Origin of the sequence: Lysinibacillus sp. KU-BSD001 (genome assembly GCF_042920265.1) — a bacterium.
GTDB lineage: Bacteria > Bacillota > Bacilli > Bacillales_A > Planococcaceae > Lysinibacillus_B.
The window spans coordinates 96,662-119,162 of the sequence record NZ_JBDQZI010000012.1; the positions used below are offsets into that span (position 1 = coordinate 96,662).

The 22,501-nt window shown below is 37.2% G+C and carries 22 protein-coding genes; 17 read left to right on the plus strand and 5 right to left on the minus strand.

The window, feature by feature from the left end; all coding sequences use genetic code 11:
* Positions 1-102: 102 nt before the first annotated feature.
* The 8 genes from AAGS61_RS16110 (at position 103) to AAGS61_RS16145 (ending at position 6,919) form a co-directional block, all read left to right on the plus strand.
* Positions 103-480: an ArsR/SmtB family transcription factor gene (locus AAGS61_RS16110; RefSeq protein ID WP_391374127.1), complete on the plus strand. Its 378-nt coding sequence runs from the start codon at positions 103-105 to the stop codon at positions 478-480.
* Positions 458-2,575: a heavy metal translocating P-type ATPase gene (locus AAGS61_RS16115; protein ID WP_391374129.1), complete on the plus strand. Its 2,118-nt coding sequence runs from the start codon at positions 458-460 to the stop codon at positions 2,573-2,575. Before AAGS61_RS16110 ends, AAGS61_RS16115 begins: the two co-directional genes overlap by 23 nt.
* A 130-nt stretch (positions 2,576-2,705) precedes the next feature.
* Complete coding sequence (locus tag AAGS61_RS16120; RefSeq protein WP_391374132.1) at positions 2,706-3,002, plus strand: late competence development ComFB family protein; 297 nt, start codon at positions 2,706-2,708, stop codon at positions 3,000-3,002.
* A gap of 282 nt (positions 3,003-3,284) precedes the next feature.
* Complete coding sequence (gene mntR / locus AAGS61_RS16125; protein WP_391374134.1) at positions 3,285-3,704, plus strand: transcriptional regulator MntR; 420 nt, start codon at positions 3,285-3,287, stop codon at positions 3,702-3,704.
* 16 nt (positions 3,705-3,720) lie between these two features.
* Positions 3,721-4,575, plus strand: a complete 855-nt coding sequence (locus AAGS61_RS16130; protein WP_391374137.1) for a CvfB family protein — start codon at positions 3,721-3,723, stop codon at positions 4,573-4,575.
* A gap of 121 nt (positions 4,576-4,696) precedes the next feature.
* On the plus strand, positions 4,697-5,620 hold the full coding sequence (locus tag AAGS61_RS16135) for a DUF1002 domain-containing protein (RefSeq protein ID WP_391374214.1): 924 nt from the start codon (positions 4,697-4,699) through the stop codon (positions 5,618-5,620).
* Positions 5,621-5,692: 72 nt separating this feature from the next.
* Positions 5,693-5,971, plus strand: coding sequence for a GNAT family N-acetyltransferase (locus tag AAGS61_RS16140; RefSeq protein ID WP_391374139.1), 279 nt, complete (start codon positions 5,693-5,695; stop codon positions 5,969-5,971).
* Positions 5,972-6,511: 540 nt separating this feature from the next.
* Complete coding sequence (locus tag AAGS61_RS16145; protein ID WP_391374142.1) at positions 6,512-6,919, plus strand: 3-oxoacyl-ACP reductase; 408 nt, start codon at positions 6,512-6,514, stop codon at positions 6,917-6,919.
* A 188-nt stretch (positions 6,920-7,107) separates the two neighbouring features.
* Here AAGS61_RS16145 and AAGS61_RS16150 read toward each other — a convergent pair whose 3' ends face one another.
* Positions 7,108-8,628, minus strand: coding sequence for a succinate CoA transferase (locus tag AAGS61_RS16150; protein ID WP_391374145.1), 1,521 nt, complete (start codon positions 8,626-8,628; stop codon positions 7,108-7,110).
* A gap of 314 nt (positions 8,629-8,942) precedes the next feature.
* Positions 8,943-9,593 (minus strand): LytTR family DNA-binding domain-containing protein, encoded by a 651-nt coding sequence (locus tag AAGS61_RS16155; RefSeq protein ID WP_391374148.1) that lies wholly within the window; start codon positions 9,591-9,593, stop codon positions 8,943-8,945.
* 636 nt (positions 9,594-10,229) lie between these two features.
* Here AAGS61_RS16155 and AAGS61_RS16160 point away from each other — a divergent pair.
* The 4 genes from AAGS61_RS16160 to AAGS61_RS16175 all read left to right on the plus strand — a co-directional run bounded on the left by AAGS61_RS16160 (position 10,230) and on the right by AAGS61_RS16175 (position 13,319).
* The gene (locus AAGS61_RS16160) at positions 10,230-11,024 is read left to right on the plus strand and encodes a helix-turn-helix transcriptional regulator (protein ID WP_391374151.1); all 795 of its coding nucleotides are present in this window, start codon (positions 10,230-10,232) and stop codon (positions 11,022-11,024) included.
* A gap of 288 nt (positions 11,025-11,312) precedes the next feature.
* Entirely contained in the window at positions 11,313-12,068 is a 756-nt protein-coding gene (gene yidC, locus AAGS61_RS16165; protein WP_391374153.1) for a membrane protein insertase YidC, read from the plus strand.
* A 12-nt stretch (positions 12,069-12,080) separates the two neighbouring features.
* Positions 12,081-12,329, plus strand: a complete 249-nt coding sequence (locus tag AAGS61_RS16170) for a hypothetical protein (RefSeq protein WP_391374157.1) — start codon at positions 12,081-12,083, stop codon at positions 12,327-12,329.
* Between the two features lie 186 nt (positions 12,330-12,515).
* Positions 12,516-13,319, plus strand: coding sequence for a D-alanyl-D-alanine carboxypeptidase family protein (locus tag AAGS61_RS16175; protein WP_391374160.1), 804 nt, complete (start codon positions 12,516-12,518; stop codon positions 13,317-13,319).
* A gap of 34 nt (positions 13,320-13,353) precedes the next feature.
* Here the strand turns inward: AAGS61_RS16175 and cls are convergent, their stop codons facing one another.
* Both cls and AAGS61_RS16185 read right to left on the minus strand, forming a co-directional pair.
* Positions 13,354-14,811 (minus strand): cardiolipin synthase, encoded by a 1,458-nt coding sequence (cls, locus tag AAGS61_RS16180; RefSeq protein ID WP_391374217.1) that lies wholly within the window; start codon positions 14,809-14,811, stop codon positions 13,354-13,356.
* Positions 14,812-14,939: 128 nt separating this feature from the next.
* Entirely contained in the window at positions 14,940-15,737 is a 798-nt protein-coding gene (locus AAGS61_RS16185; RefSeq protein ID WP_391374163.1) for a YwqG family protein, read from the minus strand.
* Positions 15,738-16,196: 459 nt separating this feature from the next.
* Here AAGS61_RS16185 and AAGS61_RS16190 point away from each other — a divergent pair, with 459 nt between their 5' ends.
* A complete protein-coding gene (locus AAGS61_RS16190) occupies positions 16,197-16,337 on the plus strand; it encodes an Lmo0850 family protein (protein WP_391374165.1) in 141 nt (46 codons plus the stop codon).
* A gap of 71 nt (positions 16,338-16,408) precedes the next feature.
* On the opposite strand, the gene AAGS61_RS16195 is transcribed toward AAGS61_RS16190, so the two are convergent.
* Entirely contained in the window at positions 16,409-17,590 is a 1,182-nt protein-coding gene (locus tag AAGS61_RS16195) for an FtsW/RodA/SpoVE family cell cycle protein (RefSeq protein WP_391374168.1), read from the minus strand.
* A gap of 279 nt (positions 17,591-17,869) precedes the next feature.
* Between AAGS61_RS16195 and AAGS61_RS16200 the strand changes: the two genes are divergently transcribed.
* The 4 genes from AAGS61_RS16200 to AAGS61_RS16215 all read left to right on the plus strand — a co-directional run bounded on the left by AAGS61_RS16200 (position 17,870) and on the right by AAGS61_RS16215 (position 22,303).
* Entirely contained in the window at positions 17,870-18,616 is a 747-nt protein-coding gene (locus AAGS61_RS16200; RefSeq protein WP_391374171.1) for a hypothetical protein, read from the plus strand.
* A 106-nt stretch (positions 18,617-18,722) separates the two neighbouring features.
* Complete coding sequence (locus AAGS61_RS16205; protein WP_391374173.1) at positions 18,723-19,787, plus strand: D-alanine--D-alanine ligase; 1,065 nt, start codon at positions 18,723-18,725, stop codon at positions 19,785-19,787.
* A gap of 5 nt (positions 19,788-19,792) precedes the next feature.
* Positions 19,793-21,163, plus strand: coding sequence for a UDP-N-acetylmuramoyl-tripeptide--D-alanyl-D-alanine ligase (locus AAGS61_RS16210; protein ID WP_391374176.1), 1,371 nt, complete (start codon positions 19,793-19,795; stop codon positions 21,161-21,163).
* 441 nt (positions 21,164-21,604) lie between these two features.
* Positions 21,605-22,303 carry an alpha/beta hydrolase gene (locus tag AAGS61_RS16215; protein ID WP_391374179.1) on the plus strand — a complete coding sequence of 233 codons (699 nt, stop codon included), beginning with the start codon at positions 21,605-21,607 and terminating at the stop codon, positions 22,301-22,303.
* Positions 22,304-22,501 lie beyond the last annotated feature (198 nt).

Here is a 22,501-nt window from a genome sequence, read left to right on the forward strand (position 1 = left end):
GATGGATTCACCTGATTTTTTAAATATTCAAATAAATGTTTGAATGTTTTATAGAAGTTGCATATAATAACAATCAAATGACTATTTGAATGAGGTGGGGAATTGTCAAAAGAAGTATGCGAAGTAACAGAGGTACATGGTGATGTGGTAGGACGTATCAAGCCGCAAATACCGAAACTCTCAAAAGTAGCACAATTTTTAAAAGCATTATCGGATGAAACAAGACTAAAAATTGCTTATGCATTAACGCTAGAAAACGCCCTTTGTGTATGTGATGTGGCAGAGATTATCGGTTCTTCTGTTGCGACGGCATCACATCATTTGCGCTATTTAAAAGAGCATGGTTTAGCCAAATCGTATCGTGACGGTAAGATGATCTATTATTCATTGGCAGATGATCATGTCTATCAAATTGTAACGATTGCGTATGAGCATTCCATAGAGGGGGACGAAGACGGTGCAGGAGAAGCAACAATATAGATTACAAAATTTATCTTGTGCAAGTTGTGCAGCCAAATTCGAAAAAAATATACGCGGCATTCCTACTGTACAAGATTGCCAGTTGAACTTTGGCGCAGCGAAGTTAACGGTAGTGGGAGAAGTGACGGTTGAGCAGTTAGAGGCTGCTGGAGCGTTTGATGGCATTAAAGTAACAAAAGCAGATGAACGGAAAAAAGAAGTGTTACCGTTTTACAAGCGTAAAGAAAATGTATTAGCGAGTATTTCATTGTTTTTTGTCTTAATAGGTTTAGTGTTTAGCTTGTCTTTAGGTGAAGGGAATATCACATCCAACATGCTTTACTTTATCGCCATTATAGTCGGTGGGATAAATATTTTTAAAATAGGGTTCCGTAATTTACTGCGCTTAGAGTTTGATATGAAAACATTAATGACGATTGCGATTATTGGTGCAGCAATTATTGGTGAGTGGCAAGAAGCGGCCATCGTTGTATTTCTGTTCGCGGTGAGTGAAGCACTTGAAGCCTATTCCATGAATAAAGCGCGTCAATCAATTGAAACATTGATGGAAATTGCACCCGCTGTTGCACGCATTAAACGGGCACATGGAAGCCATTATCATGAGGTGGAAATGCCAACAGATGAAATCGTTGTTGGCGATGTGATGATTGTCAAGCCAGGTCAAAAAATTGCGATGGATGGCGTTGTTATTAGCGGTTCCTCAACGGTGAATCAAGCTGCGATTACGGGGGAATCTATCCCAGTGCAAAAAGAAGAAGGGGCAGATGTCTTTGCGGGTACTTTAAATGAAGAAGGCGCATTAGAAGTGAAAGTGACGAAGCTTGTAGCGGATACAACTATCGCAAAAATTGTGCACCTTGTCGAAGAAGCACAAGCTGAAAAGGCGCCATCACAAAAGTTTGTCGATAAATTCGCTAAATATTACACGCCATTGATTATGCTCATTGCTTTGCTTGTCGCAGTTGTACCACCACTGTTTACAGGGGAATGGTCATACTGGATTTACCAAGGGCTTGCGGCGCTTGTAGTAGGGTGTCCTTGTGCACTTGTCATTTCAACACCGGTTGCGATTGTAACAGCCATTGGTCATGCGGCGAAGAAAGGTGTGCTAATTAAAGGCGGTGTTTATTTAGAGGAGCTGGCGAAAATTCAAGCTATTGCTTTCGATAAAACAGGTACTTTAACGAAAGGAACGCCAGAAGTGGTCGCAATTGTACCGACAGCATCTGTAACGGAAGAAACGTTATTGCGTAAGATCGGTGCGGTTGAAGAAAAATCACAACATCCACTTGCACGAGCGGTACTAAATAAAGTACATGAAAAACACATTAGCTGCTCAGAGCCAGTTGAATTTCGTTCGGTGACGGGTAAAGGAGCTTATGCAATAGTTGAAGGTGAAAAAATCTATGTAGGTAGCCTCAACTGGATTGAAGAAATGATACCTATTAATGCTGATATGAAGAAACAGGCAACACAGTTTGCACGTGAAGGAAAATCGGTTATTGCAGCGGCGTCAAATAAGCGATTTTTAGGTATTTTGGCGATTGCAGATCAAATACGTGCAGAAAGCAAAAATGTGATAAAATCACTGAATAAACAACAAGTGAAAACGGTTATGTTAACAGGAGATGCTGAACTTACAGCGAATGCTATCGCACAGGAGTTAGAGCTGGAGGATGTTCGTTCATCATTGCTACCAATAGAGAAGCTAAATGCCATGAAGCAATTGCAACAACAATATGGTTCCGTTGCAATGATTGGTGATGGGGTCAACGATGCACCTGCACTCGCAACTGCATCAATTGGTATTGCGATGGGCGGTGCCGGAACAGATGCAGCACTCGAAACAGCAGATATTGTATTAATGGGTGATGATTTAGAAAAATTACCGTATATGATGCGATTAAGTAAGAAAACATTATCTATTATTAAACAAAATATTGTGTTTGCTTTAGGGCTAAAAGCGATTGCTCTACTACTTGTGATTCCTGGATGGCTTACATTATGGATTGCGATTTTTGCCGATATGGGGGCAACATTACTCGTTATTGTAAATTCCTTACGGTTAATGAAAGTATCAAATTTCAATCAATAATATTAAAAAAAAGATATTTCCTTGTAAATTTTCATCTAAATAAATACGACTAGTTGAGTTCTTGATTTGATAGTTATATGATGGAATGAACGGACGTTTATTCAGAGGAAAAATGAGGCGAAGGAAATATATGGAACGACTAATGCTAGTAAATGTTACGGAGGAAATTGTTCAAGGATTAGTAAAATTTTTACTTTACGGGAATGAATACCAAACGTTTTGTCATTGTGAACAATGTATACTCGATATAACCGCCATTGCATTGAATGCATTAGCACCAAGATATGTAACGTCTTCACAGTGGCGTGATACAGTGTTTCATGAAATGAACACACCTGAACATCTAGAGGAAATTAATAAACAAATAATCCGTGCGATTCATGTCATAGGAAGCAATCCACATCATAGAAGTGAGCCGAATAAATAGCTTCGGCTCATTGTTATTTTCAGCCAACTTCTTATCCCGCATTAACAGGTACAGGATTCCCAGCTCAAGGAAGAAGAGAAGCGATGAGTGTAGGTGAGAGGTCAACCTGCCTGCGTTCCTCTCTCAATCAGCGAGGACGATTGGCCGAATAAAAGTGTCACATCCGTGTGACAACGCCTGTCTTAGCACATCCTATGCATCAAACCGCCACTGATTGAAGTTTCACTTTATGTGACATTGTAGTAAACTTAAATTAGCACTTGGAAAGAGAGGGGACAAGATATGCCAACACCTAGTATGGAGGACCACATCGAACAAATTTATTTATTAATTGAAAATAAAGGGTACGCTCGTGTGTCCGATATTGCGGAAGCATTATCTGTTCTACCTTCCTCAGTTACGAAAATGGTCCAAAAATTAGATAAGGACGGATATTTAGTATACGAAAAGTATCGAGGCTTAACATTAACGCCCAAAGGAGTAAAATTAGGGAAAAGGCTTGTGCAACGTCATGAGCTATTAGAACAATTTTTACGCCTCATTGGGGTTGATGAAGAACGTATATATGAGGATGTTGAAGGAATTGAGCATCATTTGAGCTGGAATTCAATCGATCGTATTGCGGATTTAGTACAATTGATGGAAGAACAGCCTGAATTTATGCGGAAACTTGAACAGATGAAAACACAGCATAATGTGTAATGAAAGGAAAGAACAAATGAACGAATTAAAATCAGGTCACATCGTTTCATTAACAGTTTTAGAAGAGCAAGGGTCACGTTATGTGTTAACAAATGGTGATAGCGAGATTCCGCTTAATCAGTCTGAGGTAGCAGAGCCTTTAGTAATCGGTGATCAAATAGACGTATTTTTATATACAGATCGTCGTGGAGAGTTACAAGCAACAGCGGCATTGCCGACTCTTCGCCAAGGTGAATATGGCTGGGCACGTGTATTAAAAGTCACACGCGAAGGTGCATACACAGATATCGGTACATCACGTGAAGTGCTCGTAAAAGCGGAGGATTTACCAGCATTACAAGAGTTATGGCCACAAGCGGGCGATTATTTATATATGACATTACGTGTTGATCGTAACGGCGATTTATTTGGCCGCTTAATTACAGAAGAAAAAGTGAATGAGCTGTACGAAGGTGCGCTTGAAGAGATGCATAATCAAAATATTATGGCGCGTCCTTATCGCTTATTACCTGTAGGGTCGTTCCTACTCGGTGTAGATGCGCCTTATCGTATTTTTGTTCATAATTCTGAAATGAAAGCAGAGCCACGCTTAGGACAAGAAGTAGCGGTTCGTATTATCGATGTAAAAGAGGATGGCTCATTAAACGGTTCACTTCTACCACGTAAGCATGAGCGCTTAAGTGAAGACGCAGAGAAAATTTTAGCGTATTTAGAAAGTGTAGGCGGTAAAATGCCATTTAGTGATAAATCATCACCAGAAGAAATTCAAGACATGTTTGACATGAGTAAAGGTGCATTTAAACGTGCGCTTGGTACCTTAATGAAGGCACGAAAAATTAAACAACAAGATGGCTGGACAGAAATCGTCTAGCAATAAAGCAAAAGGTAGAAAGCGCACAAAAGCTCTTTTTGAAACCTTTTGCTTTTTTTAGCGTATGTATTATCTGAAAGGGGAGGTTTCTGACATGAAACGCAAATATTTTACGATGTTGATGACATTATTAGTCGCTATAGTCATGATGCTACCAACTCAAGTGTTGGGTGCGACTGGTACAACAAAGGCGATTAATGAAAAATTAGGTGTACCAATTGTGGTGTATGGTGCGAATCTTTCTGAAACCGAGCGCGAATTGGTGAAGACGGCACTCCGCGTTGAAGAGGAACCAGAATTTGATGAAATTACAGTAGCGGGTGAAGATTTAGTCAAATATATTAAAAATAGTAATGCCAGCTCACGGATGTATTCATCTGCCAAAATTACACGCCAAGAAGAAGGAAAAGGGTTAGTCATTAGTATCGTCACACCGGAAAATATTACACAAGTAACAGCTGAAATGTATGCAAGTGCTATGCTAACGGCAGGTATTGAAGATGCGATCGTTGACGTAGCAGCACCAAAAGCGGTAACAGGTCACTCCGCACTTGTAGGGATTTATAAAGCGTATGAAGTGAAAACAGGTGAGACACTAGATATTGAGCGTACAGATGTGGCAAATGAAGAGCTTTCAGTAGCGACAGAACTTGCGGAGAATTCAGGGATTACAGAAGAACAAGTAGCGAACCTATTAACGGAAATCAAAAAAGAAATCGCAGAGCAGGCACCCGCAACAAAAGAAGAGGTACAACGCATTGTAGAAGAACAGTTAACGAAACTAGAAATCAATTTAAGCGAACAAGATCGTCAGTTATTAATCAATTTAATGGATCAAATCCGTAATTTAAATATTGATTTTTCTCAATGGTCTGAGCAACTATCTGATTTAAGTAAAACGATTGAAGAAAAGTTCGGTGGATTAAGTGATTTAGTGCAAGACGAAGGTTTTTGGAATGGTGTGAAAAATTTCTTTACTAATTTAATTGATACAATTGCTAGTTGGTTTGGCTCAAGTGATAATTCAGATACACAAACCGAGTAAAATTTACGATAGTTTTTGCTAGAGGTCACTATATTTCTTTTGCTATATTAAAAAGCAAAGGGAGGGATTATAGTGGAATTTAAGTTAAACAAAGCGGGGATGCATCATGCATTTGAATACGAGCAAGAAGGGCGCCGCGTAGCAGAAATTACATGGGTGGAAATGAATGGTGTGATGACAATGGATCACACCTATGTATCCGATGAATTACGTGGACAAGGTGTAGCCAAAAAATTGTTGGATGAAGCAGCAAACTATGCACGTGCAAACAACTTGAAAATGAAAGCAGTATGTTCCTATGTTGTTGCAACATTTGAAAAAAGTACGGATTATAATGATGTAAAATTATAAAAAAGTGAAGGGGTGTCTAGAAATGTTTTATTTTCTAGACACCTACTTTTTTAGAAAAAGATTATTAGGAGTTATAGCAATTAGTGTTTATATAATGGGTTTAGGGTACAAGATTTTTTAAAGGTAGAGTATTGAAGCTAAAAGTTCATTCGCTTGCTATCATTTACTTCGCATTAAAAAACGATTAAATAAATAAAAAATGTTAAAATACTAGCAACACCGGCAAAGCTCAGTATCTCTTTCCAATCATATGCAATATCTTTAGTTTCAAACATATTCTCGCCCCTTTACGTAATGTAAATATATTCAGTTATAACCCATAATATTAATATTTAGTTAAAATTTTTAGATTATTTAGATAATAGAAAGTATAGTCGTTTATATTATACAAATAATAAAGTGGTGCTTTATGAATCATATCGAAATGGCATATGGATAATATGTATTCTATATTGACAGTATTTACATCTCGAAATCATGTTTAAAAATAATGGTTGGCGGGAAAATATTTCATATACCAACTACATGGAGGGATGAATGATGGCAAAGTTAAAAGGTAAGGGAGTTGTCCTTGCGGGTTTAGTGGCAGGTGTAGTGTCATATTTAAGTAAAAAGGGGAACCGCGATAAGACGGTGGGGTATTTAAGTCAATTGAAAAAGGAAATGGATAATTTCCAAAAGGGAACTAGCGGAACACAAGGGGCAATGAATACTACAAAAAGCGCGGCTGAAAAGAATGATATAGGCAAAAATAAAGCGGCGACGTTTATGGCAATGACGGAGAACAGCGAGAAACATCCTGAGAAGGAAACGTTAGAAGACATTGCTTCAACAGCAGCACAAGCAGCTAATACCGTGCTGGAGGGGAATCATATGATTGATGAAGGGGCACAAACGACGGTTCTCCACTACAATGAGGAACAACATCAGCAAAATGAATATCGTTAGGAGTTCTGTGTAAATAAATATGTATAAATGACGAAAGGTTGTGCTATAAGTAACACTTACAGCACAACCTTTTTGGGTGGATACAGCAAAAATAGACATGAATGATGAATGCTCACATTTTATATAATGTTTGTCGTCAAAACATAATAAAAAACTCGGCAAACCGAGATTTGCCGAGAGAATGTATATTAAGCTTTTGTTGTTTCTTTTTTCATTGTTTTGTTTTCAGCAAGGCTTACGTGCCAAGAAAGAGCTTCTTCTAAAAGGTGTGGAGTTTGTACACTGCCGTGTTTTTCTACTGCACGGTTGTAGTAGTCCCATAATTGCTCTTTGAAGTCTGGGTGAGCACAATTTTCGATGATTAGTGGTACACGCTCTTTTGGAGCAAGACCACGTAAGTCAGCGATACCTTGTTCTGTTACGATCACATCTACATCATGTTCAGTATGGTCTACGTGAGAAACCATTGGTACGATTGAAGAAATCGCGCCACCTTTAGCGTATGATTTCGTTACGAAGATACCAAGACGAGCGTTACGTGCGAAGTCACCAGAACCACCGATACCATTCATCATTTTTGTACCTGAAACGTGAGTAGAGTTTACGTTACCATAAATATCTAACTCAAGAGCTGTGTTGATTGAGATTAAGCCCAAACGACGGATAAGCTCTGGGTGGTTAGAAATTTCTTGTGGACGTAAGCAAATTTTATCAGCGTAAGCTTCTAAGTTACCGTAAACTTTCTTTTGTAGTTCTTCAGTTAATGTAATAGAAGTTGCAGCTGCAAAGCGTACTTTACCAGCATCGATTAAGTTGAATACAGCATCTTGTAATACTTCAGAAGATACAACTAAGTTTTCGAACTCAGAATCAGCGAAACCGTCAAGAACGGCGTTTGCTACTGAACCTACACCTGATTGTAATGGCATAAGCTCATTTGTTAGACGACCCGCTTTGATTTCATCACGGAAGAAGTCTAAAAGAATGTTTGCCATCGTTTGAGTTTCCTCATCTGGAGGAACGATTAATGAAGGCGCATCTGGCTCTTCAGAAATAACGATAGCTTGGATTTTTTCTGCTGGTACACGGATACCGATTTCACCAATACGTTGCTCAGCGTTTGTAATTGGAAGTGGTTCACGTTTACCTTGCTCACCTGGAACATAAATATCGTGGATACCGATTAGCGACTCTGGGTGAGAGATATTTAATTCAACAATAATGTTTTCAGCGTACTCAGCGAAAACTGGTGAGTTACCAACAGAGTTTGTTGGGATGATTAAACCTTCTTCCGTGATTGCAACCGCTTCAACGATTAAATGTTTAATTGGACCAATGATACCTTGGCGTACTAACTCAGCGTTGTGAGAAAGGTGTGCATCAACATAAGATACTTCACCTTTATTGATTAAGCCACGGATTGTAGCATCACCTTGGAAAGGCCCACGTTTGCGGATTACACCAGCTTCTGCTAAGTGTTTATCTACTTCAGGTCCTAAAGAAGCACCTGTATATACATCAATTTGGAATTTTTCGTTTTTTGCGCGTTCTACTAAAGCCATAGGAACAACTTTTGCATCCCCTGCGCGTGTAAATCCAGACATACCTACAACTGTGCCGTCCTGGATTAATGCAGCAGCTTCTTCTGCAGACATAATTTTATCTGCTAATTGTTTTAAACCTAAACGTTTCTCAACTCGTGGATCCATTTTAAAATCCTCCCCTAAATAAGTTTAATAATGGTTTAAATGAATAGTTAGAAAATTGTGTGAGAATTTTCTGTTTATTTAATCAGGTTGAATTCTCAACCGCTTGAAATAATATTATCACCAAATTGTCACAATTTCTTCATGTTGCGCATGAAAGTGCTTAAAAAACGAATGAAAGAGATAAAAAATGTATTTTCGACCGAAAATAGGTTTTTTAACATGAGCCAGCGAGGGTATTTTTTAGCAAAAAAATACACAAAGACTTGAGTTTTTAGGTCGAAAGTCTTTGTGTATGTGTAGTGAAACATGGTAAATTAGAAACCGAGTGAACGACGGAAATAACTTGCGTAACGTTGAGAAACAGGAATACGCGTGCCGTCCTTCATAATCAATAAAAATGTTGAGTGAGAATCTGGTTGGATTTCTTCAATATAATCAATATTCACGATATATGAACGGTGGCAACGAATAAATGAATCTGGAGCTAAAAACAGTTCTAAATCACTTAAATTTAAACGGTGGTAGCCTTCGCGACTCATTGTTTTAACAAATGTTTTACGAAGTTGTGTCTCTAAATAAATTACTTGATTATGTTTAATTGGGTACCAGCAGTCATCGATTTTAACTGTAATGTAGTTTGTTAAAAACGGTGATGGCTTTTGTGGGAAAATAGCAGTAATAGCACCTTTTGTTTCGCCTTCTTCAACTAATGGTATACTCATACCGAAATAAGGCACACCGAATACATCTGGCTCGATGTATGTACTAATTTTTTGGCCATACGTTAATGCTTTGTGGGCAGCTGATCCTTCTTTAATTGGGTCACCTGGTTTAATTTTTAAGTCTACTTTTTTGCTTGGCTGATAGTATAAATATTCATTGACGTCAGAAATTGCGATAGACGTATTTTCAGGGAAAAATTCTTTAATAACGTCCATAATTTCTTCAATTTGTTTTGGATCCACTTTATAAACACCTCTTTTAAGCAATTTTACATAATTATCTTATATTTTACTACATTTTTGTAGAAATTAAATAGAGAAGATTGAGGAATAATGGACAGAAATTTATTCATTTTTAAAATTTATAAAGAAAAGAATAGATAAATGACAAGTAAGAAAATAAATTTCGGATTGTTTCCTTATTATTAACTGGTATGCTTAATATTATATCATGTCTTTACAGATAATTAGTAGTAAGATTACGTCTTCTTTTAGCGATGGGATTTTTGTACTATTCATTATACCAAATTTAAGTTGAAAAAAAATCGCAAAATATGGTAATATTCACTGTAGTTAGTAAATAAAGTGCGTATTGAGAATTTATCGTTATATTAAGTATGGAACATCTAATAAAGCAATATTATATAGAGGATGTTTCTTTTTTAGAAGTAAGAAACTTTATGTTATAAGCATATGGACCGGAAGGCGGCGACTACAGCGGGAAGTGTACGCCTGTAGTTAAATGTGCAGTCAAGTACATATTTTGGTGAAAGGCCTAAAAAATATTTATTTTCTACTATCATATTTTTAGTTCTTTGAAGTTATATTTTGTAAAAAAAATATACCTTTAGAACTTAGAAGGAAAGATGGAGGTAATCTATGCAATTACATCAACATTCGATATCTGAAACAATTTCCAAAAGATACTTCCAAGAAATCGATAATATCAATCAATATCAAGGGATTGAGGAGTTCTTTATTATTGAATCAAAGTTGTTGTTTGAGATTTATCATTTAGAAGCAGCAAAAGCGAAGAAATCTTTACATGAAATTATCGATATTTTATCGATTCGTTTTGGAAAACAGGTCATTAAAGTTGTACGCCATTATTTTATCATTTTGTCATCTATTGTTGCGCGTAAGCTTCTAGATAATCAAGTGCCTATGAAAAAAGCTTTCGCGTTTAATTTAGCATGTGCCGATATGATTGAAAATCAGATGAAAGATGCAGAGTTTTTGCAATTTGCAGATGACTTAATCGACTTCTATGTTTATTTTATTGCGGACCGCAGACAGCCAACATTCCGTCACCAAACGGTAAACAAAGTGATTATGTATATTAATGATGAACTGGAAAATGATTTAACAGTAGAAAGTATTGCGGCAAATTTCCATATTAGTACAAGCCATTTGTCGCGTATTTTCCGTGAGCATGTGGGAATTACGTTAGTCGAGTATTTAAATGTGCGTCGTGTAGAAGAATCACAGTATTACTTGCGTCATACGAATAAAAGTATTACGTCGATTTCAGAGCAGTTCCATTTCTGTAATCAAAGTTACTTTACTCGTATTTTCAAGAAATATACAGGGGTTACACCGAAGCATTTCCGTGATGAATTGCATCATGAATTTTATCGCTTTGAAATTGGCGAACCAGAATATGAAAAAGTATAAACGAGAGGCCCTGTTACATGAAGCAGGGCCTTTTCATTTGTGGATAAAAGATGTTCATAAGTTTGTGTAGGCGACTTTGATATGTAAATTCCCTAAAAGAATAGCGTGTAAAAGGGTGTGTACTCGTACTTTGCATGCCATACTTGAACGAGTAGTTTGATTCAATTCTCACGTTGAATTTACTTGTGTGATGTTGGTGCAAGCTAAAAAATTTTTTTCGTGTATATTGGCGCCTAAAGCTACATTCCTGTATACTTCAACTGTAATCAAAAGAAGAAGGTGACAATGATGAAGCATTTAAAGCTAAGTGGTTTACTCCTAACGGTATTGTTTATGTTAACGGGATGCCAATCTGTCGAAAATGAAGAAGGCTTTTTTTATAGTATTTTTGTAAGGCCGATGGATGCATTGCTTGATTTTTTAGGTAACTCTGTATTTAACGGCAGCTACGGATTAGCGATTATCGCAATTACGGTTGCTATTCGTTTAGTCTTAATGCCTTTCATGTTGAAAAATTATCGTAAGCAAGCACATATGAAGGTGAAAATGGATGTTGTGAAACCTTTAATGGAAGATGTCCAAGCACGTATGAAGGCTGCAAAAACAAAAGAGGAGCAACTTGCTATTCAGCAAGAAATGATTGCGTTATATCGAGAACATAATATTAACCCGTTAAATATGGGCTGTTTACCGATTGTCATTCAAATGCCGATTATTATGGGGCTATATTTTGCGATTCTTTATTCGGCAGACGTAAAGACGCATGAATTTTTATGGTTTAATTTAGGATCTCCAGATATTTTAATGACAGTAATTGCTGGAGTGATTTATTTTGTGCAAGCACGAGTGTCACTATGGACAGTTCCAGAGGCGCAAAAGCAGCAGATGAAATGGATGATTTATATTTCACCGATTATGATTGTCATTATTTCGTTTACATCGATGGCTGCATTACCACTGTATTGGTCAGTGGGTGGCTTTATTTTAATTGTACAAACATATTTAGGACGTAAGTTTTTCTCGGACATTCCAGAGAATAAATAAGGGGCTTCAACTATGAATGAAAAAAGTGTTTCACTTATCTTAGTAGCAATTTCGAGTTTACTTGCTTTATATTTTGGGGTTACTGGTAACTTTCAAGTAGCTGTTTTGTTTTTAACTATCATGTTTACGTTAACAAACTTCTTTCGTTATCGAAGCTTTAAGCAACAAGGATTAGAAAAGGAATCAAAGTGGATGCGTAGTATGGCAATGTTCTTTGCCATCGCAACACTAATTGTTTTATATATCATTATTACAGGATAAACAGAGGGTGGTGTCCAGGAGGTAAAAACTTTCAGAACACCCCTTTACTCTTTCATCATGATCGAGTAAGAAATATTGCTCCTGCGATGGTCGCATCAACATGCCTTTTCAGACGGCCCCTTTTCTAAAAGTCACTAGAATAAAAAATGATAGAATAAGTGTATTGTTGAAGAAAGTAGGCGTACTATGAGAAAATCAAGAGTGAATCAACATAAAAATAATAAGTTAATAATTATTAGTAGTAGTATCATAATGTTTTTAGTCGTTATCGTGGTCGGTATATATGCTTATAAAGACACATTGTTTCCATCTACAGCAGGAGAACAGAGTGTTGACACACCACCTGCTGTAGCACAGCCCAATGAAATGGAAGAGAATGGGGAAAAGCCGACTACACCGCAGGAGGAACGACCAGAAGTAATTGAAGTAGATGCAGGTGGATATCGCATTGAAACACCAGAAGTAATCGAGCCGACATACGTGGATGGAATTTTAATAGCTAATAAAAAACATCCATTACCAAAAGATTTTAATCCTGGTGAAAGTCCTGAAGCCCGCGCTGCTTTTGAACAAATGGCGATGGCCGCAAAAGAGGTAGGTCTTGAGCTGGTCGCATTTAGTGGATTTCGTTCCTATGATTATCAAACAACACTGTATACAAATTACGTAAACCGTGATGGGAAAGAGGCGGCGGACCGCTACAGTGCACGCCCAGGATACTCAGAGCACCAAACGGGTTTAGCATTTGATATTGGTGAAAATAGCCGTCAAGATTTATGGTTAACAGCCGAATTTGGTGAGACACCTGCTGGAAAATGGTTAGTAGACAATGCGCATAAATATGGGTTTATCCTACGTTTTCCAGAGGGGAAAGAAGATGTAACAGGCTTTATGTATGAATCATGGCATTTTCGTTATTTAGGCGTCGAAACAGCGGCGAAGGTAAAAAAGTCAGGTTTAACACTAGAAGAATATTTAGGTGTGGAATAGTAAATGGCGAATCCGATTTTGGGATTCGCCATTTTTATAAAATCGGTGATAATAACCTGGAAATGGATTCTTTAAACTTTACCCGAAGTGGTCGATTTTCGTAAGTTTCCATTGTAAGCTCCGTACAATCAAAAATATCTTTTTCGAAAATTTCTGCTAAGTTATGAGAAATAGCATGATTATAAATGAATGCATTGATTTCAAAATTTAAACTGAAACTGCGAACATCGATATTAGCTGTACCAACTGTTGATATGGCATCATCGACAACAATCATTTTGGCATGAATAAAGCCTTTATCGTAATGATAAATTTTCGCCCCTGTTTTTAGTAGCTGCCCAGCATACGAGTAAGTTGCCCAATAGACAAATGGATGATCGGGTTTGTTTGGAATCATAATGCGAACATCAATCCCGGAAAGTGACGCAATTCTTAGTGCGTCTAAAAATCCATCATCTGGAATAAAGTAAGGTGATTGAATATAAATGTATTTTTTAGCACTCATAATCATTTTAATATAGCTATTTTTAATTGTAGCGTATTCTGTATCAGGCCCACTTGAAACGATTTGTATCGCAATATCGCCCTTTTGCGGGATAGCAGGAAAATAACGCTCGGAATAGTTAATGCAATGATGTACAGTTGCTTGATTCCAGTCGAGTAGAAAGCGTGTTTGTAATGGGTGTACAGAACTTCCTTCAATCCGCATATGTGTATCACGCCAATAGCCAAATCGCGACTTCAAGCCTAAATATTCATCGCCAACATTAAACCCACCAATATAGCCAATCCGTCCATCAATGACAACGATTTTACGGTGGTTACGAAAGTTTAAGCGGGGGTTAATGAGTGGGAAAATAGACGGGAAAAATATCTCCACTTCTCCGCCGATTTCCGTTAATTCTTTGAAGTGACGTTTTTTAATACCACGAGAGCCCATTTCATCATATAAAATACGGACTTTTACCCCTTGTTTTGCCTTTTTTATTAATGCATTTAAAATACGTTGTCCTAAATTATCAAGCTTAAAAATATAATATTGTATATGGATATGATCTTTTGCCTCTAAAATATCTTGAAGCAATGCTTCGAATTTATCACTCCCGTCATCGAATAACTGTATCGCATTGTCTTGTGTTAGCACTGCGTTGTTTGTAATTAAATTCATGTAGATAAGCTCTTTAAAATCGTTTATATGCTCTTTGCGAAATTCCAGTTTCTCTTCTTTCACTGCGTCGATTTGATAACTAATGAGCTTTTCGATGCCGATATCTTTTCGGCCTTCCCACCGGAATAAATGTTTTTTTCGTAGTTGTCTTCCAAGAAGTAAATATAAAATAAACCCGAATAATGGAATAAAAAACAAGACGAGAATCCATGCCCAAGTGGAAGAAGCATCTTTTCTCTCTAAAAAAATAATCGTCATAGCAAATAAAATATTGAGCATGGCAACCAATAGAGCGAGGATGCTAGTTTCGAATGAAAAAGTCATTTGATTACCTTCTTTCATATTCTCTCATCTTCTTATAGTAACGTATTTTTTCGGCTAAATGTATGTATTTCCACTATAAAAAATAAAACCTCTCAGCGATGCGAGCATGCTACGCCAAAAGGTTTGGATTAGTAGTCTTCTATATACAATAAAACGTCTGAAAAGTCACATTTTTCTAATTTTTCGTGATTAATGAAAAACTTTAGCACACCTGAATCTCCCCACATAATCCCCATTTCATCATCTGAAACAATTTGAAGAAGGAGTGTGTCGTATTTTTTGAATGATGCCGTAGTAGCACGGATATCCTCGTTGATAAAATAAGGGTAGCCCCCCATTTTATGATCTGCACTTGAAAAATAATGAAAGTAAATATCGCTAAATCGTTGCTGTTCTGTTTGTGTAAATTGTTCAACAAGGTTCGGAGGAATATACGCGTTTAACCGATAGTCTGTTGCAGAAACTGGTTCAATTTCTCTTGAAAAAGAAAGTGATAACTCTTTTTCAAAAGGAAATTGGTGCATTGAGACTCCGTGTAAATAAGTAAAGTCCTCTATCATGTCATGTACTACTGTGATAGGGGAATAACGTATTCTAAAATAATTTGGCGGTAAAATATTCCCGGTTTTAAGTGTTTGTTCATAGCTCCATGACGACATAAAAAATTGCAATAATCCTTTTGTCGGAAATGGTGAAGGAAAAGAATCCTCTGAAAAATTAATTTGTGCAAGGAGCAGCATATATTCCCCTGTTGCATCTCTTGGATGAGTGGCCCCTTTTGGTAAATAAGGCATTCCACCGAGCTTGCTATTCATTAGATTAGTTGCTTTTGTATTAGGCATGCATCGCATATATTCCATAGCGGATTTTTCTAGCGTTAACCGGAAGCGTTGCAATTGCTTGGGTATTAAAATTGACTTTGCCATCATAAAGACTCCTTCAACTAATATGTGTCAAAACCTCACATAAGCTCTCAGCGGTATACTTTAACAATCTCCCCGTATAAAGCGTAGTTATATAATAGAAATATAAATAATAAATGTTAGTTTTAAGTCGTAAAAAGCATTGCATTTCTTATGATGATGCAATGCTTTTAACAAAAATTATATGCTTTTATAAAATATTTTATACATGTACCGACATGACGGTAAATCGCCTTATTACAGTATACAAATAAAATGTTTAATCTTGCTTGAAATAGGAAATGATAATTATGTGTTCGATTTACTTGACTTTTGGAACTTGTAACATAATTGAAAAACTTTTTTGCATACAATAATGATATGATAAGTTCAGTTATAAAAGTCAGACATCTAATATTTAACATGAAACTTTTTTACAAGCAAGGACGTTAAAGTATATAAGGAAAGATTGAGGTGGGACAGATGACGAAGGAAATCGATTTGAAAGAAGTCGTAAAAAACTTATCTACATTAGGCGTGAAAGCAACTGTTACGAAATCACGTCTAGAACTTTTAAAAGTTTTAACACCACCAACGCAAAGTCCACAAACACAAAATGCGTAAAATAAAGCTGCCTTCATTTCAATGGAGGCAGCTTGTTTTTGTTGAAGAGTGTGGATATGAACATTCTTTTCTTAATCTTCATCATCGTGTGCGGAGAACATATACGTACGATAATGGAATCGCATACTAAATACTAAACCGATTGCAAGTGCATTGCCCATCAGTGAACTACCACCGTAACTAATAAATGGTAATGGTATTCCTGTAATTGGGAGTAATTGAATCGTCATACCGATATTTTCGAATACATGGAATGTAATCATCGCAATAATCCCTGCACATACATACGTACTAAATGGGTCTTTTAGTAAAAGTGTTGTCCGTGTTAAATGATAAATTAATAAGAAATATAAGCAAATGACGATACTTGCGCCAACAAATCCCCATTCTTCCCCGATAACGGTAAAGATAAAATCGGTATGACCTTCTGCCACGTAAACTTCACGACCGAATAAGCCTTTACCGAAAATTTCACCAGATCCAATCGCGTTCAGCGAGGTAATAAGGTGATAGCCTTCATTTGCCGAGTAGGAGTAGGGATCAAGCCAAGAGTAAATTCGCGCAAATTGATACGCTTTAAAGCCGAATGCTTCTTCGAGGAAGTCTTGCATATAAAGCGCCATCCATAATAAAGAGCCACCGACTGTTACTGCACCACCGAAAATAGGTAAAATGATTTTCCACGATATACCCCCTACAATAACTAAGGCGGCTGTGATCGCTAAAAATACAAGAGATGAACCAAGATCAGGCTGGGTCATAATAAAACCAAGTGGCACAAGCAATGTTATAGCAATTTTTCCGAGTAAAATAAAGTCTGATTTAATCGTTTTGACTTGGTATTGTTCATGATGTTTACTAATTAAATAAGCAGATGCTAAAATATAGAAGGTTTTCATAAATTCCGACGGTTGAATATTACCGACTGGCGTTGAGAACCAACTTTTTGCGCCGTTTACACGTACCGCAAAAGTACCTTCTGGAATAACAAAGAGCGCAATTAATAAGAATAAACCAAAACCGTACAATACCCATGCCATTTTTTTGTATTGGTCGGGCTCAAAATACATAACGAATGCGACAATGATCGCACCAATGACATACCAGCGAATTTGCAACGGTACGAAGTTAATGCCATATTGCCCAGAAGTTTGCGCAGAGCCAATCGCGAGCAAGCTGACAGCAAGAAACATCATTAGTATAAAAAAGAGCGTCCAATCGAAACGTTTCGTGAAATTTCTATTATTATTCATGAATGCCACCTTATTTAAAATCAAATCATTGGCAGATAAGAGGGTATCATTTTCTAATCTGCATAAGAAAAGACATCAACTCGTATGATGTGGGTGTGAGTTGTGTTTTTCGAAGAGTGAATGTAATACATACTAACAATTTACTTTAACATATTCTACTGAAAAATACTTGTAACTAATAGAAACAAAAGATATGACGAAGAAAAATATAAATTGTTTCAAAAAACGATAATACATCATATAATATTCATATTATTCGTTTGAAGGAGTGGGCGTGTGATGGCAAAAAAAATGAAAAGTGCGGACGATTTTATACATCATTTATATATACATATGAATGATGTAGATCAATTCGTCATTTATAGTGGCCTTTCATTTAGGCAATTTTTTTCGTCTATTGAACCGATGAAAAATATATTGCTGCTAAAGCACAATTATGAGGATGGCTCCTTTAACATGCATACACAGTTTGATTATATTGCTACGGAAGATATGACGTCCTTTATGAAACGATTACCGGATATAAAGGGGGATTTTTGTTGGATTGATTTTTCGAGTGAGAAAAACGTCAATCAATTATCGCCAGTAGAGCAAGCAGAGCTCTTATATTTTGGTCATAAACGTGAACCGCTCGCATCACCGTTTTTTAGCAAGTTACAAAATCGATATGCTTATTATGCATCTCCGAATGATAAAATGACAAAAGTATACTTTCGATTCTTAGGTGATAGTGAATTATTAACAGCGAATTTATTTAATAAAATGATTCATGAAAAAGAGGGAACAGGTAGCTTTTGGCGTCGTAAATCAAAGCAAGCAATTCCAACAATCGATCCGATTGTTTTGCGTGCATGCAGACACTTCGTGAAAGAAGGTGCATTGCTTTCATTATTTAAAATGGAAAAGTCATCGCAATACGGTATTGAAATTCGTACATTATCCGATTACAATTTCCCAGATGAAGTATGGGTTGACTTAAATGAAATTTTAAAGCAAAACTACGATGAACTAATAAAAATTAGCTAAGGTTGTCTCGACATTGCTTCGTGGCAACCTTTTTTCAAGTAAGGAATTTAGTTTATAGCGGGTTTTACTTCATGATAAACTAAGGATACTTAAGGAGGTCAACGGTATGAAAAAGAAAATCGGTTTATTATATGGAGGGAAGTCTGCAGAGCATGAAGTATCGCTTTCAACTGCGAAGGCTGTGACACAGGCTTTAGATTTTGAGCAATACGAAGTACATCCGATTTTTATTACATTGGATGGTGAATGGCTTACAGGACCTCAGTTAACAGCTCCCGTTGAAACGATTGAACAGTTACAATTTACATCTAATAATGCCCCAAATAATATTACGAAATTTATCGAGGCGCATAATAAATATCAATTTGATGTGATTTTCCCATTGCTACATGGTACAAATGGTGAAGATGGTACCGTACAAGGGTTATTAGAAGTGCTAAATGTACCGTATGTTGGGAATGGGGTTTTAGCATCTTCAGCAGGTATGGATAAAGTAGTCATGAAACAATTGTTTGAAATTGCGGGTCTGGCGCAAACGCCGTACGTCTACTTTATCCGAAACGAGTGGGAAAAAGACAGCGATATGATTTTGGCAAAATGTGAAAGCTTACAGTTCCCGCTATTTGTAAAACCCGCTAACTTAGGGTCAAGTGTGGGTATTAGTAAAGCGACAAATGGCACAGAGTTAGTGACTGCTATTGATTTTGCACTACAATACGATCGTAAAATTATTGTAGAGCAAGGGGTTGTTGGTCGTGAAATTGAAATGGGTGTATTAGGGAACGATGAGCCGCAAACATCCGTAGTAGGTGAAATTAAACCAATGACAGATTTCTATGACTATGATTCGAAATACAAAGATGGGAATACAGCATTAATCATTCCTGCAGAAGTACCAGAAACAGTTGTCAAGCAAATGAATGAGATGGCTTGCGCGGCGTTTAAGATTTTAGATGCGTCAGGCTTAGTCCGTGCAGATTTTTTTGTGACAGCTAGTAATGAGGTATTCATTAATGAAGTAAACACAATGCCTGGCTTCACGCCGTTTAGTATGTATCCACTACTATGGCAAAATACCGGTGTGAGTTATCCAGCATTAATTGATCAGCTAATCGGTCTAGCGTTAGAGCGTCATGCAGAAAAACAAAAGCTTCAGTACAATAAGGATTGAGAACGATGAGAAAAACATTAGCACAAATTGCAACATGGTTAAAAATTCGTGAGCAAGAGTATAGTGATACAGTTGTAACAGGTATTTCCATTGATACACGTACTATTCAGCCGGGCAATCTTTTCGTACCGTTCCGCGGTGAATTAGTAAATGGACATCAATTTGTCGAGCAAGCATTTGAAAAAGGGGCAGCTGCTTCGTTATGGCTACATGATGAGCCGAATCCACCAATAGGTAAGCCGCTTATTTTTGTAGAGGATGCAGAGGTAGCGCTTCAACAAATGGCGATTGCTTATCGCAGTGAGCATAAGGCGACCTTTATCGGTATTACGGGCTCAAACGGGAAAACATCTTCGAAAGATATTTTGGCAGGCACGTTATCCCCCTATTTTAAAGTGCAAAAAACAATTGGGAATTTCAATAATCAGCTTGGTTTACCGATTACGATTTTACAGTTGGATGAAGATACAGATGTTTCGGTCCTTGAAATGGGGATGAGTGGTTTTGGTGAAATCGAGCTCCTGACACGCATTGCACGCCCACACTTAGCGATTATTACGAATATTGGCGAGGCGCATATGCAAGACTTAGGGTCTCGCGCGGGGATTGCGCAGGCGAAATATGAAATTACAAAAGGCTTACTCGAGGAAGGGGTGCTCTTCTTTGATGGGGATGAGCCGCTTTTACGAAAGTTAGTCGCAGAAGACCCTGATACGGAAACGATGTCATTTGGTTTTGGCGAAGACAATACACTCCTTGCATCGAATATTGAAACCGTAGAAACAGGTAGTCGCTTCCATGTGCAAGGGTTAATGGAGGGAACATTTGAAATTTCCGTACTTGGGGAACATCAAGTGAAAAATGCATTAAGTGCGATGCTTGTTAGTAAAGCACTTGGATTAACAGATGAGCAAATTCGTTTGTCTTTAAAACAAGTCACATTAACCGATATGCGTATGCAACTTGTGCGAGTAGAGAATGGTCCGTTATTTATTAACGATGCGTATAATGCCGCGCCAACATCGATGCGTGCAGCGATTCAGTTTGTGAAGTCAACCAACATGCGTCCTGAAAAATGGCTTGTGCTTGGTGATATGTTGGAGCTTGGGGATGATGAACGTGCTTTCCATGAGCAAATGGCACAGGAAGTAGATGGCTCGATTGCGCGGGTTTGCTTATACGGACCACGTATGAAGTGGCTGTACGACCAGTTGATAGCAAATTTCGGTCCCGAACGATTAGTCTATACGGAATCGGATTATGAGCCGATTATTAAAGAGATTAAACAACATGCAGGAGAGCAGTCTTTAATTTTATTGAAAGGCTCTCGCGGTATGCAATTAGAGCGTATTTTAAAAGGCGTTGTGTCAGTGTAAAGCTGGCGCAACGCTTTTTTATAAGAAATTTTGCCCGTTTTTAACTATATTTCTTCTTGCACTCCTAACACAATGATCTACTTCACAATCAGCCTATATTTAGCTAATAAATTGTTCCATTTGCAAAAGGTGGTGCTACTAATAGCTAAGGATGAAAAATAGTAGTATGTGTTTAATTTTTAGTATAGTCAACCATGTTAAACGGAGGCGTTTTCTTTTTTGGAATTTAGAATGGCAATCCCTCTCTTTCCGTAGCAACATAGGTAATACCTCAAATAATAAGTACATTTATTTTCAGTGTAACGGCTTGTTTTTTATAAAAAATCCTTTCTGACAAGTTTTTTTGAATAGTATATCAAGAGCGGTTTTTCACGATAGCATTTTTGGTAAGGACCAAATGAAATAGCGTAATGATTGAAATCGAAAGAATGGAGGGAGCATATGACAGTAGGTGTCCTTTTTTTGCATGGTTTTTCTGGTGGACCTTATGAAATACAACCTTTTGCAAATTATATAAAAGAAAACACAACATGGGTCATTAAAACTCCTACTTTTTTAGGACATGGTGATGCCGATGCGCTTGCGATGGAAGGGTATAAAGCAGAGCATTGGTTAATGGATGCTGAGATTGCGTATCGTAAGCTTGCTAAGCAGGTCGATGAAATTATTATTGTAGGCTTTTCAATGGGTGGTGTCATGGCCATGTATTTAGCGAAGCGTTACCGTGTAAAAAAGCTTGTATTACTTAGTGCAGCAGCGAAATATGTGAGTCCAAGTCAGTTGGTGAAGGATATTCATACAATGGCAGATGATGCATTTCATAGAAAGTTAAAAGAAAATGAACTGTTCCGACGTTATCAACATAAATTTCAAAATGTCCCATTGTCAGCAACCATTCAATTTATGAAAATTGTGAGAAAAACGGAGCCGTATATCGGGCATATTACATGTCCTGTCTTTATCGTACAAGGGGCGCTGGATGGGATTGTGCCAAGTGTAACAGCTCAGATGTTATATGATAAAATTCCGGCAAAGCGAAAATTGTTGTATATTTCTGAATGTGGGAAGCATCATATATGTTATAGCGATGATTGTGATGAATGGTTCAGTAAAGCGCTAAGATTTTTATTAGAGCTGTAAAAAATCAGATTATTATGACTCGAGCTTTATCGTTGCATCCAGTACTTACACGTGTTAGACTATGTAGAGCAATGGATACATTTTGTGCGAAGACTCTTCATAATTAATGTTGAAGAGTACTTTTTTTTGAATTTAACGGTTTTATTCTATTTTATTTTCATGATAACGGAACAATTGAACGATATAGAATTGAACCGC

Coding starts and splice junctions, on each gene's coding strand:
- AAGS61_RS16120 (WP_391374132.1), top strand. CDS start 2,706: ATGGAACGACTAATGCTAGTAAATGTTACGGAGGAAATTGTTCAAGGA.
- mntR (WP_391374134.1), top strand. CDS start 3,285: ATGCCAACACCTAGTATGGAGGACCACATCGAACAAATTTATTTATTA.
- AAGS61_RS16130 (WP_391374137.1), top strand. CDS start 3,721: ATGAACGAATTAAAATCAGGTCACATCGTTTCATTAACAGTTTTAGAA.
- AAGS61_RS16135 (WP_391374214.1), top strand. CDS start 4,697: ATGACATTATTAGTCGCTATAGTCATGATGCTACCAACTCAAGTGTTG.
- AAGS61_RS16145 (WP_391374142.1), top strand. CDS start 6,512: ATGGCAAAGTTAAAAGGTAAGGGAGTTGTCCTTGCGGGTTTAGTGGCA.
- AAGS61_RS16150 (WP_391374145.1), bottom strand. CDS start 8,628: ATGGATCCACGAGTTGAGAAACGTTTAGGTTTAAAACAATTAGCAGAT.
- AAGS61_RS16160 (WP_391374151.1), top strand. CDS start 10,230: ATGCAATTACATCAACATTCGATATCTGAAACAATTTCCAAAAGATAC.
- yidC (WP_391374153.1), top strand. CDS start 11,313: ATGAAGCATTTAAAGCTAAGTGGTTTACTCCTAACGGTATTGTTTATG.
- AAGS61_RS16170 (WP_391374157.1), top strand. CDS start 12,081: ATGAATGAAAAAAGTGTTTCACTTATCTTAGTAGCAATTTCGAGTTTA.
- AAGS61_RS16175 (WP_391374160.1), top strand. CDS start 12,516: ATGAGAAAATCAAGAGTGAATCAACATAAAAATAATAAGTTAATAATT.
- cls (WP_391374217.1), bottom strand. CDS start 14,811: ATGACTTTTTCATTCGAAACTAGCATCCTCGCTCTATTGGTTGCCATG.
- AAGS61_RS16185 (WP_391374163.1), bottom strand. CDS start 15,737: ATGGCAAAGTCAATTTTAATACCCAAGCAATTGCAACGCTTCCGGTTA.
- AAGS61_RS16190 (WP_391374165.1), top strand. CDS start 16,197: ATGACGAAGGAAATCGATTTGAAAGAAGTCGTAAAAAACTTATCTACA.
- AAGS61_RS16195 (WP_391374168.1), bottom strand. CDS start 17,590: ATGAATAATAATAGAAATTTCACGAAACGTTTCGATTGGACGCTCTTT.
- AAGS61_RS16200 (WP_391374171.1), top strand. CDS start 17,870: ATGGCAAAAAAAATGAAAAGTGCGGACGATTTTATACATCATTTATAT.
- AAGS61_RS16205 (WP_391374173.1), top strand. CDS start 18,723: ATGAAAAAGAAAATCGGTTTATTATATGGAGGGAAGTCTGCAGAGCAT.
- AAGS61_RS16210 (WP_391374176.1), top strand. CDS start 19,793: ATGAGAAAAACATTAGCACAAATTGCAACATGGTTAAAAATTCGTGAG.
- AAGS61_RS16215 (WP_391374179.1), top strand. CDS start 21,605: ATGACAGTAGGTGTCCTTTTTTTGCATGGTTTTTCTGGTGGACCTTAT.